This window comes from Aquimarina sp. KJ22-3 (assembly GCF_055808215.1).
Genome location: NZ_CM147859.1, coordinates 2,948,441 through 2,962,639, shown reverse-complemented (window position 1 = coordinate 2,962,639; position 14,199 = coordinate 2,948,441). Strand labels below are relative to the sequence as shown.

14 protein-coding genes are annotated in these 14,199 nt (G+C 36.0%); 9 read left to right on the top strand and 5 right to left on the bottom strand.

The features are described 5' to 3' along the window. Positions 1–34 precede the first annotated feature (34 nt). From AC0L3Q_RS13810 to AC0L3Q_RS13800, 3 genes are read left to right on the top strand one after another with little or no spacing between them, the layout of a single operon-like run. Positions 35–403 (top strand): alpha/beta hydrolase, encoded by a 369-nt coding sequence (locus tag AC0L3Q_RS13810; RefSeq protein WP_473280134.1) that lies wholly within the window; start codon positions 35–37, stop codon positions 401–403. A gap of 29 nt (positions 404–432) precedes the next feature. Then, a complete protein-coding gene (locus AC0L3Q_RS13805) occupies positions 433–903 on the top strand; it encodes an alpha/beta hydrolase (RefSeq protein WP_473286943.1) in 471 nt (156 codons plus the stop codon). Further along, positions 896–1,696 (top strand): alpha/beta hydrolase, encoded by an 801-nt coding sequence (locus AC0L3Q_RS13800; RefSeq protein WP_473280132.1) that lies wholly within the window; start codon positions 896–898, stop codon positions 1,694–1,696. Before AC0L3Q_RS13805 ends, AC0L3Q_RS13800 begins: the two co-directional genes overlap by 8 nt. A 10-nt stretch (positions 1,697–1,706) precedes the next feature. Here the strand turns inward: AC0L3Q_RS13800 and AC0L3Q_RS13795 are convergent, their stop codons facing one another. From AC0L3Q_RS13795 to AC0L3Q_RS13775, 5 genes are all read right to left on the bottom strand, one after another. Beyond that, a complete protein-coding gene (locus tag AC0L3Q_RS13795; protein ID WP_473280130.1) occupies positions 1,707–2,072 on the bottom strand; it encodes a hypothetical protein in 366 nt (121 codons plus the stop codon). 361 nt (positions 2,073–2,433) lie between these two features. Further along, positions 2,434–3,312: a GIN domain-containing protein gene (locus AC0L3Q_RS13790; RefSeq protein ID WP_473280128.1), complete on the bottom strand. Its 879-nt coding sequence runs from the start codon at positions 3,310–3,312 to the stop codon at positions 2,434–2,436. Between the two features lie 28 nt (positions 3,313–3,340). Beyond that, entirely contained in the window at positions 3,341–3,868 is a 528-nt protein-coding gene (locus AC0L3Q_RS13785) for a DoxX family protein (RefSeq protein ID WP_473280126.1), read from the bottom strand. A 133-nt stretch (positions 3,869–4,001) separates the two neighbouring features. Further along, positions 4,002–5,702 (bottom strand): alpha-amylase family glycosyl hydrolase, encoded by a 1,701-nt coding sequence (locus AC0L3Q_RS13780; protein WP_473280124.1) that lies wholly within the window; start codon positions 5,700–5,702, stop codon positions 4,002–4,004. A gap of 93 nt (positions 5,703–5,795) precedes the next feature. After that, the gene (locus AC0L3Q_RS13775) at positions 5,796–6,977 is read right to left on the bottom strand and encodes a helix-turn-helix domain-containing protein (protein ID WP_473280122.1); all 1,182 of its coding nucleotides are present in this window, start codon (positions 6,975–6,977) and stop codon (positions 5,796–5,798) included. A gap of 82 nt (positions 6,978–7,059) precedes the next feature. Between AC0L3Q_RS13775 and menA the strand changes: the two genes are divergently transcribed. From menA to AC0L3Q_RS13745, 6 genes are all read left to right on the top strand, one after another. Then, complete coding sequence (gene menA / locus AC0L3Q_RS13770) at positions 7,060–8,019, top strand: 1,4-dihydroxy-2-naphthoate octaprenyltransferase (protein WP_473280120.1); 960 nt, start codon at positions 7,060–7,062, stop codon at positions 8,017–8,019. Between the two features lie 34 nt (positions 8,020–8,053). Continuing rightward, a complete protein-coding gene (locus tag AC0L3Q_RS13765) occupies positions 8,054–8,734 on the top strand; it encodes a metal-dependent hydrolase (protein WP_473280118.1) in 681 nt (226 codons plus the stop codon). Beyond that, positions 8,735–9,784 carry an o-succinylbenzoate synthase gene (locus tag AC0L3Q_RS13760; protein ID WP_473280116.1) on the top strand — a complete coding sequence of 350 codons (1,050 nt, stop codon included), beginning with the start codon at positions 8,735–8,737 and terminating at the stop codon, positions 9,782–9,784. Between the two features lie 2 nt (positions 9,785–9,786). Next, positions 9,787–10,710 (top strand): CPBP family intramembrane glutamic endopeptidase, encoded by a 924-nt coding sequence (locus AC0L3Q_RS13755; protein WP_073314043.1) that lies wholly within the window; start codon positions 9,787–9,789, stop codon positions 10,708–10,710. 55 nt (positions 10,711–10,765) lie between these two features. Then, positions 10,766–11,881 (top strand): AMP-binding protein, encoded by a 1,116-nt coding sequence (locus AC0L3Q_RS13750; protein ID WP_473280114.1) that lies wholly within the window; start codon positions 10,766–10,768, stop codon positions 11,879–11,881. A 107-nt stretch (positions 11,882–11,988) separates the two neighbouring features. Next, complete coding sequence (locus AC0L3Q_RS13745; protein ID WP_473280112.1) at positions 11,989–14,097, top strand: vWA domain-containing protein; 2,109 nt, start codon at positions 11,989–11,991, stop codon at positions 14,095–14,097. Positions 14,098–14,199 lie beyond the last annotated feature (102 nt).

Below are 14,199 nucleotides of genomic sequence, written 5' to 3'. Positions count from 1 at the left end.
TTTGTAAATTAGGTCATTACAAAAGTTTTTTGGAATGCCAAATTGGGGATACATATTACTCGCTCTTGTTGTGATCTATATCATTATTAGTGTTGCACTATATTATCTACAAGAGTATTTCATTTTCAAGCCAGAAAAATTAGACAAAGATTTTGAGTTTTATTACAACAACCAAACGGTAGAAGAATATAACCTGAAGACAAGAGATGGAGCCATCATTAATGGGTTGCATTTCAAGGTAGAAAAACCCAAAGGTGTGGTGCTATACCTTAAAGGAAATTCTAAAAGTATTAAGGGGTGGGGGAAATTTGCCGTAGATTTTACCAGACACGGTTATGAAGTAGTGATGTTGGATTATAGAGGGTTTGGAAAAGTACCGGAAGACGCTCTTTTAAAGCTTTAAAACGCGATCTTCAATTTGTCTACAATAAGATTAAGGAAAAAGTAAACGAAAAGTATATCATTCTATACGGTCGTTCGATGGGATCTGGATTTGCGGCCAAGCTAGCTTCTATTAACAATCCTAAAATGCTAATTCTGGATGCTCCGTATTATAGTTTGACCAAAGTGGCCGCCAAATTTATTCCTTTTATGCCTGTATCTTTGATCATGAGGTACCCCATACCAACGTATAAGTGGCTGAAATATGTAAATTGTCCCATACACATCATTCATGGTACGCATGATAAGTTAATTCCTTTTAAATCCAGCGTAAAATTATCCAAGATCCGTCCTAAACTTACCAGATTGTATACCGTAATAGGGGGAGGGCACAAAAATTTGAATAATTTTGAATCATACCATAGAATGCTGGGTGAAATCATTAACTCCAGAATGAAAAGAATTAATTTCTCTGAAACTAGTATTGGGGTTAATCATTCTTCAAAACAAGTTAATGCGTAGACTGAAAACCATATTTTATTGGCTGGTAGGTTTCTATGCTGTCTTGGTATTGCTGCTCTATCTTTTTCAGGAAAAAATTCTATTTCATCCAGAAGTATTAGCCAAAGATTTTGTTTTTGAATTTGATGATGTATTTGAAGAGGTTTATCTACCTTCTGAAGATGGAGCAGAACTTCATGGAATTCATTTTAAAAACCAGGACCCAAAAGGTGTCATTCTATATTTTCATGGTAATAGCGGAAGCTTGCGACGCTGGGGAGAAATCACTACTTTTTTTGTAGAAAAAAATTATGATGTAGTAATTATGGATTATCGCGGGTATGGTAAGAGTACTGGTACTTTAACTGAACAGCGATTGTATGACGATGCACAACTATTTTATGAGTATGTCCTAAAACAGTTTTCGGAAAATGAAATCATTGTATACGGGAGGTCGCTGGGGACAGGGATAGCGATTAAAGTAGCTGCAGATAATGAACCTGAACAACTTGTATTAGAAACTCCATATTACAGCATACAAGAGATAGCCGAGACAAAGTTCCCATTCATTCCTACTGCGAGCATTCTAAAATATAGAATTCCATCTCATGAGATGATTCAAGATGTACGTTGTGCAATTACGATTTACCATGGAACTAATGATCAGGTAGTGCCTTTTACATCCGGAAAGCGATTATTTGAAAGCATACCCAACAAAAATAAAAAGTTTATTGTGGTACCCGACGGATCCCACAATAATCTAATTTTATATCAAGAATACTTATCTACTATCGATAGTGCATTAGGAAACTAAGAGATAGGTCCTAAAAGTTATTCAACGCATCTCTGTATTCTCTCAAATCAGAGATGTTCATTTTGTTATTTAAACTTTTGGTAAGCGATACAAGATATTTTAGACTTTCTACAGGATCAGATCCAGTTGTACTCTCATTAGCAGCTTCTTCATCTTCTATAGGTTCGTCATCTGGGATGGGAACCAGAAAAGAATTATGCTCCTCGATATGTTCGTAGGTGTATCTAAGTACTTTTACAACTAACGGAACTTCTTCCTGTAACGCATACTCTCTAAGTGATTTTAGATCTTCAATAAGAGCATCTGAATTGATTCCGGTGTTATCAAGATCTGCAACAATCTTGTCTACTAATTTGATGGCTTTTTTATTTTCCAATGATATTAATTATATGATGGTTAATTAAATTATCACTGCAAATTTAATTTTTTCCTGAACTTTTGAAACCACTAAACGGGTATTTTATTCAAACATTACAATTATTTTTCTGTTTACGATAATTTAACAATAAACCGGGTTTTTGTGTATATTGTTGATTATCAGTTATTTGAACTGTTTTGTCTTAACAAATACTAGTATTCCTGCTAAAGTTTGAGGTAAAACCGTAACCGTTTATACCCCAAACCTCTTTATCTTTGAAAAGTATTCCAATTACAATTTTTCCCTTACTTTTTTTGTTTTCCCCAACACTTACCTCCTTAGTCCTAAGGAGGTAAGTTCTTCTTTATACCTATCGGTTTTAAAAAAGTTTTACGATTTGACCTTTATCTTCGGCCTTGATAGTGACCAAAAGTTTTCTAAATCCAAGTGAATTAACCCTGTATACTTTGGTACCTGTTGTCCAGTTTTCTTTTCTTACCGAGCCTGGCATCATTGGGAAACCGTACCCGAACTTGGAACCATCAGGTTTTGGCCCAATGACAAAAAAGTTATTTCTAGAGAATGAGTTATTCTTAATTTTGAAATTGATGTATTGGATAGACGCATCTTTCTTAATACTAGATTTTGCGATCATTCGTTTACTATCTCCTTTCAAGATTTTTGGGGTATTGGTTACGATTAACTTGGCATTGTCATTTAGATCAGAATCCAGGCTGTTCATCACATTTACCTTGGCACTTCCCCAACTCCAAATTTGGATAATAGCGTTTTGTGCGATAAGACCTGATGCATCAACAGTTCCTACTTCGTTTCCGATGCGTAGCTCTTGAGTTTTACCCTCGACTATTATTTTACCTACTAATGCCATTAAACGTATCTCTTGAGTATTCAGGTTGATGATTTTGGTGGTATCATGGGTTCCTTGCTCTACAGCTTTTAGTCCAGGAGCACCAATAATAATTTTGGCTTTCTTTGTGGGTTGAATCCATTCTAGTTGTCCAATAGACAAAACACCACCTACGACTTCTTTGTCGATCTTTTGGAATAAGTTATTATCTGTAGTAATAGTTAATGATTCTTCTTGGGCTGCATCGATCAATACATCTGCATAAAAGTTGATCTTTATGGTATGTATATTGTCAATGTCAAATTTTTTAGTTTCAATGATTCCGTTACCCTTTATTTGAGCGTATCCAACGCATCCCATAAGGAAAAATAAAAATGTTAGTGTTCTCATGATATTTTGATTTTGAATTATTGTTTTTTTAGATGAAATGAATATGAGTAGATACTTTAGTCTTGTTTCGGAACCATTGCCGAGAGAGTAGATAGTCCAGACCGAACCTGCCAGAACCTAGTACAAGATGATACATAGAAAGCCATAAGAATCCCATGGCGGGAAGCATTCCCCAAAGACCATCGTCCCATTTTTGAAAGAATATGGCAACCAGCATGGTGCACATGATAAAAAATGACGCAACTCTGGTTTTTAAACCAAGAGCAAGAAATACTCCACCTATAGCTTCGCTAGCAGCACCCATCCATGCAAAGAACACTGGGAACAGAGCAAAAATACCTCCATATGCCGCGATATCCTCAGGAAACCAATCTACTACTTCGAATAAGCCTAGTTCTGGAGACCCTTCAGGACTCCAGGGAACTCCAAATTTACTACCACCAAAATTGATGGCAAGGGCAAGCCCACAGATTACTCTTGGAATGGCGAAGGCCAAATCTATTGACCAATGTTTCATTAAGGTAGGCGTGACTATCGTTTTAAGTACTTTTTTCATTTGTTTTAGATTTTGATGATTGAACAGTTCAAAAGTCCAAAACCTCAATGATACCCACGCCTCATAACAAAATAAGACGGCTCAAATCATAATTTGAGCCGTCTTATTCTTTTGAGACTTCGTCTATAAAGCCTTATTTTTTCTGGGCTAAGAGGACAATGTTTTCATCAGTGCTTAGTGTCACTTTACCATCGGCAACTTTTGCTTCTATTCCTGAATAATGATCGATTACCGTAGTTCCTTCAGCAAAAAGGGTGTTGGTCATTACTGTTTTTTCCCCTTTTGGAAGTTCTAGACCTACAACAACCGCATCCGAAATGCCATTTTGTTTATACGTTCTCGAAAACACATACGGAGCATTTGAGATCATTTTGTGTTTCCCAGCACCTACTGCGGGATGCTCTTTTCTGAACGTTCCCAGTTTTTGCCAGTGAGTTAATAAAGATTTTGTTGCTTCATCTTCCATGGCATCCCAGTTCATATTAGAGCGTAGGGTGGCATCTCCTTCGGTTTCTTCTATGATTAACGATCTTGCCGTTTCATCTCCATAATATATTTGAGAGATTCCTGGAGTAAGCAAGAGTTTGGTTGCCGATTCATAGGTTTTGCTTCTTTCCTTATCAAATGGATCACCATCGTCATGAGAACTGATATAGTTCATGACCCCTTTCCCGATCAGGCTAGTGCTTAATATTGTACTATACTTGCTGAAAAGTGTTTCATAATCCAATTGTTTGGCATCATACTTAAACTGAAAATTAATCATGTTATCAAAACCATGAGCGAAATAATCTACTTTCTTATCTCCAAAATCATAATATCGTTTGCTATCAATTCCATAGCCGTACAATTCTCCAAGGATATAAAATTCATTATCGTCCAATACTTCATCAGGGTGCTTTGATTTCCATTCGGCAAACGCGACTTTGGCTTGTTCTTCCAGCACCTTCCATGCATCTTCTTCAACATGTTTTACGGTGTCTACACGATATCCATCAATTCCTAACTCACGCACGTAATCCGTAAGCCATTTAATGATATAGTTTTTAGGAGATCGTTTTAACCCGGTTTTGGTAAAAAAGATATCCAACTCAGCTAATTCTATCTCTAACCTGCCTTCAGATGTCCATTTATCAATCAGTGCTTGTGGCAATTCTACTTCCTCATTACTTTCCGTTTTTACATCTGGTAAGTTCTTTACTAGTGTGCATACCGTAGCACTATTATAATCTTTATAAGTACATTGAGGTTCCGTACGTACCCAGTTGTCTGGCCATACAGGATCTTTATCAGTTACTGGCCCAGTGTGGTTCAAAACGACATCCATCAAAATTCGAATGCCATTATTATGTGCTACCTTGACCAGTTGTTTTAAATCATTATAAGTACCATAATTGGGATCGATTTTGGTCCAGTCTTTGGCCCAATACCCATGAAAAGCATAAGTGTTCCCAGTACCTTCGTCTACACTATCATGTATTTGTTCTACAACTGGTGTAAACCAAATGGCGTTGATGCCTAAGTCTTTGAAATATCCTTCTTCTATTTTTTGAATGATCCCTTTAATGTCTCCTCCCTGGAACCCTCTTAGTTTTCCGGTTTCTTTGGTTCTTTCTAATACAACATCGTTTTCTGTATCTCCATTATTAAAACGATCGGTAAGGAGAAAGTAGACGTTTGCACCTTCCCAAATGAAAGGTTCTGATTTCTTTTTAGTAGTAGATGCCGTATCCGAAACATCTTCTTGTTTCGTTTTTTCTTTTTCGGAGTCGCTTTTGCAAGCAAAAAGAACGCACATCAGCGCAGACAAAGTGATTCTTGCGAAATTATTCATAAGTTCTAGGTGGTTTAAAACGCTAATCTATAAAAACTCTTACAAAAATCGGTAGAAGATGAATTGCGATATTGATAAAAATGAATATAGTAATTATTGATGCTGCATAGCATACTCTGAGGGAGAGGAATTGGTCAATTTTTTGAATACCCGGTTAAATGTTGCTTTGCTATTAAAACCGCATTCATGGGCAATTCCTAATAAGGAGAGTTGTTTTTGTTTTCCTTCCTTAAGCATATCCTGTACTGCTTTTACTCTATATCCGTTGATAAAATCGTTGAAGTTTTTTTGAAAACCACTGTTTATAGTTTCAGAAAGAACGGGAACACTTATTTTTAGCATTTTAGATAGTTCCTTCAAATTCAAATCTGGATTCAAAAATGGTTTTTCATCATTCATAAATTGCTCGAGTTTGGTTTTATTCTCTAGAATACTATTGTCCTTGGTAGCATCGATAGTTTTTTTCTCGGAAGATGGAATGACCTCAAAATTCAGATTCTCTAGCGTATTGGTATCCGTAAAATATCCTTTTATACCAATATAAATAATCGCCAAAGCCGAGAAGAACTGATACCACCATCGTTGGGTCCAATGCAAGTCAACAATCAAATCTCCAATCACACCTTCAAAAATGCTGTACAGAAAGAGAAAAGAGTAGATGAACAAAAAGTTACGTATCCAATTGAGTTCTATTGCATAGGTATTTGAAAAGAAATGTTGAATCTTCTTTTTGTAGGCGTAGTATAACTGCAGTGTAAAGGTCAAGTACAAAAGCATTTGCAAACTTTCTACAATCCCAACTAATGGTTGAACGTACTTTTCATCCAGATGTATTTTTAAGTATCCATTTTGAGTTTCATCAAAACCTGGTAAGGAGGCATCGTAAATAAAAATCGAAATTTTATAAATCACGAAAAGGCTAACCGGGACAAAATGATAAAAGTCCTTTTTCTTAAATCTGAAATTTGAAGTGGTAATCGACTTTACATAAAAGTACAACAATGGCCCTACTGCCAGACTAAGCGCAATCAACCAGTAATTGATTTTGGTATTTCGATAGGTGTCGTACCACTCCATAAAACCAATAGTATAGGTAGTTCTATGATATCCAGTTATGAAAATAAGTAGCGCTAAGAGTAAAGCAGGAAGGTACTTTTGATTAAAATATCGCATCAAAAGTAATACTGCAAAGACATACGCTTGTAACACTAATAGCAAAAGTGGTGTGCTGTACAGATTAAAAGAAGGAAATTCAAGAAATAGGATCTGCTGCATACTGCTAATTTAAAGAATTGAAAATTTAATTTTTGTTTTTTTTAAACGAAAATGATGTTCCTTTGACATCTAAATGATTACCATGAGCAAACTAAAAGCCTGGATTTCGGCAGCTAGACTTAGAACACTTCCTTTATCCGTTTCAGGAATTATTGCCGGATCGGCTATGTTTAATAATGTTGTGTTGAATTCTTATGATGTTGATAAAGAGGTAATCGGTAATCTGGAAGGAGCGGCTCCTTTTTATGCTACGCTTATATTTTGGTTGGCTATTGCCACCACATTAGGTCTACAAATCTTATCAAATTTTGCCAATGATTATGGTGATGGAGTAAAAGGAACAGATAATAAAGATCGGATAGGGCCAGAAAGAGCCATCCAAAGTGGAGCAATTACCAAAAAAGCAATGTTCACAGGTATTGTTTGTACAGCTATCATCACCTTTTGTATGGCGATTACTCTAATTTATGTGTCTTTTGGAAAAGAAAACTTCTTTTACTCCTTATTCTTTTTTGTATTAGGTATTGGTGCCATCGTTGCGGCTATAAAATATACTGTTGGTAATTCTGCTTACGGCTATAGAGGTTTAGGAGATGTATTTGTTTTTATTTTCTTTGGATTGGTAAGTGTAGTAGGATGCTACTTCTTATTTACCAAACAATTGAATGGTCTGGTATTTTTACCTGCGATCACTATTGGTTTGTTGAGTACTGCAGTACTGAACCTAAATAATATGCGTGATTTTCAAAATGATCAAAAAGTAGGGAAGAATACCTTGGTCGTTAAGCTGGGAATCACCAAAGCCAGGCGATATCATTTCACAATTATAGGTATTGCTATGTGTGCGATGCTCCTATTCTTATGGAAAACCTATCAGAATCTGAATGATGCGTTATTTCTTGTTGCTTTTGTACCTTTAATTATTCATTTGATAAAGGTGTACAAGACAGCTAATACCGAATTATTGGATCCTGAGTTAAAAAAAGTGGCATTATCTACTTTTTTGCTGGCACTGCTATTTAGTCTGGGACAGATTTTATAATTTCAGCAACACAAATCATCAAAAATGCATACTCATGAAAATTACCTTTTACGGTCATAATACACTATTGATAGAAGTTGAAGATATCAATGTCTTGGTAGATCCTTTTATTACTGGTAATCCTTTGACAAAAGATGAGATTGATATCACCACAATCAAGGCAGATTATATTTTACTCACACACGCACATCAAGATCATGTTTTGGACGCCGAAGCAATAGCTAGGCAAAATGAAGCAACTATTGTTTCTAATTACGAGATTGCGATGTACTATCAAGCAAAAGGAATTGAAGTACATCCTATGAATCATGGCGGCAGCTGGAGTTTTGATTTTGGTAAAGTAAAGTACGTAAACGCTATACACACCAGCAGTTTTGCTGATGGCACTTATGGAGGACAACCAGGAGGTTTCATTATAGAAGGAGAGCATAAAACCATTTATATTGCCGGAGATACGGCATTAACCATGGATATGAAGTTGATCCCAATGTCTCATACCCTGGATCTAGCGATTTTACCTATTGGCGATAATTTTACAATGGGAGTAGAGGATGCCATTCTTGCTAGTGAGTTTGTTGAATGTGATAAGGTCTTGGGGGTGCACTATGATACCTTTGGATATATTGAGATCGATCATGAAGAAGCGAAACGCAAGTTTTTTGATAAAAACAAGGACCTAATGTTGTTGGAGATAGGAGCTAGTATTGATTTATAAATGAAAGCAACGTATCACAAATATATTTTAGACTTTAAGAGACCTAGTGGTACTTCTCGAGGAGTCTTAAAGCAAAAAGAAACCTGGTTTATTATCCTTTCTGATAACAATAAAAAGGGAATAGGAGAGTGTGGTATCCTTAGAACATTAAGTATTGATGATCGTCCAGACTATGAGGACAAATTGAAATGGGTTTGCGATAACATCCACTTGGGATTAGATCAATTACTAGAAGAGATACGCGAGTTTCCGAGTATACAATTTGGGTTGGAAATAGCATTCGCATCTTTAGAAAGTGAACACCCATTTTTATTGTTTCCTTCGGATTTTACAGAGGGAAGACAAAATATTCCAATCAATGGTTTGATCTGGATGGGCGATAAAGAGTTTATGGAAACTCAAATTAATGAAAAACTGCATACAGGTTTTGATTGCATTAAGATGAAAATCGGGGCCATAGATTTTGAAACAGAGTTGGAGTTGTTATCTTTTATAAGATCGAAATACACTCCAGATGTTATTGAATTGCGTGTAGATGCCAACGGAGCCTTCTCTCCAGAGGAAGCTATGAATAAATTAGAACGTCTTTCCGCATTAGAATTACACAGTATCGAACAGCCTATCCGACAGGGCCAATATGAGGAAATGAAGCGGTTATGTAAAACCACTCCTTTACCCATAGCTCTGGATGAAGAATTAATCGGAGTTTTTGATGTAACGGAAAAGCAAAAATTACTACAAACTATACAACCACAATATATTATTCTAAAACCAAGTTTAATAGGTGGGTTTAAAGGAACGAATGAGTGGATCCAAATAGCAGAAAGTTTAGGGATAGGTTGGTGGATCACAAGTGCTTTGGAGAGTAATATTGGTCTCAATGCTATTGCACAGTATACCTTTACTTTGAAGAGTACAATGCCTCAAGGACTAGGAACCGGAAGTTTGTTTACTAATAATTTTGAAGCTCCACTGCGGGTAGCAGATGGAGAATTGAAATACGAAAAGAATATCGAATGGGTAGTAGAATACCTAAATGAGAATCATTAAATATGTATATAGAACAAGGAAAAAAAGGAAATTTGGGGATGTGGAAATATCTCCCTCTGCCGCTAGGTTTTTTCGGACTTATGGGGCTTAATTATTTGGTCACTCTATTGATGGATATTGACTCGGATACAGTGATTAAACAGCAAATTGAGATGGTAGGGAAAACAGGGTTGTTTCTTCAGTTAATGATTCCTTTTGTGATCTTTTTGGTTGGGTTATTACTTTGGGTCAAGTTTGTGCATCAACAGTCCATTCTATCACTTACTACATCCAGAAAAAAAGTGGATTGGAAAAGAATATTTTTTGTATTCGGTTTGATGGCCTCTTTTATTATCATTTCAACAGGAGCTGATTATTATTTTTCTCCAGAAGATTATCAACTAAATTTTGAAGCAACATCCTTCATTAAATTATTGATATTGGCAATAATCTTGGTTCCTATTCAGACTAGTTTTGAAGAGTATATGTTTAGAGGATATTTGATGCAAGGTGTTGGTTTGGCTTCAAAAAAGAGATGGGTTGCCTTAGTCTTCACTTCAATTACTTTTGGATTGTTGCACGCCGCTAACCCCGAAGTAGGAACTTTAGGCCCTATCATTATGGTATACTATATAGGTACGGGATTGTTTTTAGGGATCATCACCTTAATGGACGAAGGAATGGAGTTGGCATTAGGATTTCATGCTGCGAATAATTTGATAACGGTTTTGTTGGTCACAGCAGATTGGACAGCGTTACAAACAGACTCTATTTTGATTGATATCTCTGATCCCGGGACAGGATACCAAATATTAATTCCTGTTTTTGTAATTTTCCCATTGTTTCTGTTGATACTTTCTAAAAAGTATAAATGGACCGATTGGAAAGGTAAACTTCTTGGAGAGGTAGATGTAACCCCTATTGCGCAAGAGGTAACAAAAGATTAATCTACTCTTTACGTACACATAACCTTTGGATATGGCAGAAAATTGAAATTTGACTATGGAATCAAGGAATACATTTTCTACCCCCCAAATACACGAAAAGTTTTCGATCAATAAACGCAACCCGGATAGGGATGAGTTGATGCGACTTGCGTATGCCTTCATAAAAGAAGGAGAAGTTTATGAACAGGAGGCAGGTAGTTTTTTGTTGGATTGGTTAAATGAAAAAGATCATATTGTTGTACAAACATCTGGGTCTACGGGAAAACCTAAAAAAATTAAGGTCCTAAAACAACATATGATCAATAGCGCTAAAGCAACGGGTAAATTTTTTAAGGTAGAAGAAGGAAGTACAGCACTACTTTGTTTATCTGCAAACTATATAGCCGGCAAAATGATGTTGGTACGTGCTATGGTATTAGGATGGAAAATTGATTTGGTACCTCCAAAAACAAATCCTTTGGATACCGTTTACAAGCAGTATGATTTTTGTGCCATGGTTCCTTTGCAACTCGATAACTCCTTAAATAGATTGCATCTTATTAAAAAACTCATTGTAGGTGGTGGTCCGGTTTCAGAAAACTTGAAAGAACTTACCCAAGGAGTCAAGACCAAAATTTACGAAACCTACGGGATGACAGAAACCGTATCCCATATTGCTGCCAGAAGGATCAATCCGAAGAAAAAAGATAAAAAAGAGGCAAATTACTTCAAGGCTTTACCCAACATTACCTTAAATCTTGATGATCGTAATTGTTTGGTTATTAAAGCTCCTCAATTATATAGTGAGACTCTAGTAACCAACGATGTAGTAGATCTTAAAACCTACAAGAAATTTGTTTGGAAAGGACGCTATGATAATGTGATTAATAGTGGAGGCGTAAAACTCTATCCCGAAGAGATCGAGACCAAACTTCAACTTTTGATCGGGCATCGTTTTTTTATTGCAGGAATGCCGGATGATGTACTTGGGGATAAATTGGTACTCATTATAGAAAGAGATTTTGAGGAAATAGCCTACCTAAGTATTCAAGAAGCTATCAATGATTTGGATACCCTTAGCAAATACGAACACCCTAAAGATATCTATTTCTTCCCTCAGTTTATCGAAACCGAAAATGGAAAAGTACAACGTACCCAGACACTAGAATTGGTGATGAGTTCCAGCTCGTAACCTCTAGACTCGTTATTTCCCTCATTCAAAATTAGGTTTCCCTCATTGTTGATTGTCTTCAATCCTAACAACCTATAATTTCAGGTCATAATCTAAAAGGATCAACTATGAAATTATTAGGGTTTTTTATGTGTTTTATTTTAAGTATTGGATATACTCAAGCACAACAACTGAATGTAACAGGAACAGTTACTGACAACCAAAATGTACCGTTGCCTGCTGCAAGTGTCATTATCAAAGGGACAACCAAAGGAATACATACAGATTTTGATGGGGTGTATAATATCTTAGTGAATAAAGGAGATACATTAGTGTTTTCTTATGTAGGATATGTGACCAAAGAAATACAGGTAATTACTTCAGGTACGCTTGATGTGACTCTTGAAGTATCAGCTAGCGAGTTAGAAGAGGTAGTGGTCACAGGATATGCAGCAAAAAGACAAAAACACGTTTTAGGGTATAGCGTTTCTACTATAACTGCTTCTTCAATAAGAAAATCCAAACGTAGAAGAAAGACAAGAGCTTTACAAGGTAGAGCAGCTGGAGTAGTGGTTTCGAGGAGAAATCAGAAATCACGAGGAAACGGTAATGTTATCATAAGAGGAACAAGTAGTGTTGATAGTAATGAACAACCATTATTTGTTGTAGATGGAGTAGTGATGAGTAAAAAAGATATGGTTGGTATTCAAGCAATGGATCCTTCCAAAATAAAGAGTATCAATGTTCTTAAAGGTAAGAGTGCTTCATCGATTTATGGTGCAAAGGCTAATAACGGCGTAGTTGTAGTAACAACGCATACTGGAAAGTTTAAAATAGAAGATAATGAATCCTATACAGAAATTGAAGAAAATACTTTTAAGCATGTACAAACATCACCGCTATCCACTTTTTCAATAGATGTAGATAAGGCTTCGTATAGTAATATACGTAGAATGATAAATAACGGAACTCAAGTTCCTCAAGATGCTGTAAAAGTCGAAGAAATGATTAATTACTTTGATTACGATTATGCCCAGCCTACCGGAGAGCATCCAATGGCGATACATACCGAATACGGACAAACTCCTTGGAATCACAATACTCAACTTGTAAAGATTGGTTTAAAAGGAAAGGAAGTGCCTAAAAGTGAAATACCTGCATCTAATTTGGTTTTCTTGATCGATGTATCGGGTTCGATGGGTAGTGAAAATAAGTTACCACTACTTAAAAAGGCATTTTCACTATTGGTAAAAGAATTAAGAGAAAAGGATAAAGTCTCAATTGTGGTATATGCAGGTGCTGCAGGACTCGTTTTGGAACCTACGTCTGGAGCCCATAAAACCAAAATCACTAATGCTCTTGATCGTCTGGAATCGGGAGGAGCAACCGCTGGAGGAGAAGGGATAGCTTTGGCCTACAAAATTGCTCAAAAGAATTTTATTAAAGAAGGTAATAATAGAGTAATACTTGCTACAGATGGGGATTTTAATGTAGGGATGAGTTCTGATAAGGATATGAAAAGATTGATCGAAGAAAAACGTAAATCAGGAGTGTTCTTAACATGTCTAGGTTTTGGAATGGGGAATTATAAAGACAGTAAACTGGAAACATTGGCCGATAAAGGTAATGGAAATCATGCATACATTGACACTATGCAAGAAGCGCAAAGAGTTTTGGTCAAGGAATTTGGAGGTACACTATATACTATTGCAAAAGACGTCAAGATTCAGGTAGAATTTAATCCTTCTAAAGTAAAAGCGTATCGTCTTATTGGTTATGAGAATCGATTGTTAAATGACGAAGATTTTGTGGATGATACCAAGGATGCAGGAGAGCTAGGGAGTGGGCATACGGTTACTGCATTATACGAAATCATACCTGTTGGAGTGAAAAGTGAGTTTATTGTGGATATTCCAAATTTAAAATACACTAGAACTAATGTGAAAACTGGTTTTGGAAACGAATTGTTAACGGTAAAATTTAGGTATAAAAAACCTAGCAAAAATAAGAGCATAGAAATGGTACATGTAGTGGACACAGAAAACCATGAAGTAACTCATGATTTCAACTTTGCAGCTTCCGTAGCCTGGTTTGGAATGAAGCTTAGAAATTCTAAATACATTAAAAATCAAAAAGTTGAAGATATTATTTCTCTTGCAAAAAGTAATAAAAATGAGGATAAAGAAGGATACCGATCAGAATTTGTTCGTTTAATGTCGAGTTATGTTGATTTATAAAACTAGGAGTTAGTGTTGGCTAATTCATAAGGAGGCACTTTGCTTTGTTGCAGGTGTCTCTTTTTTGTAATACATTCGTTCTACTAATTAAACCCTATTTTC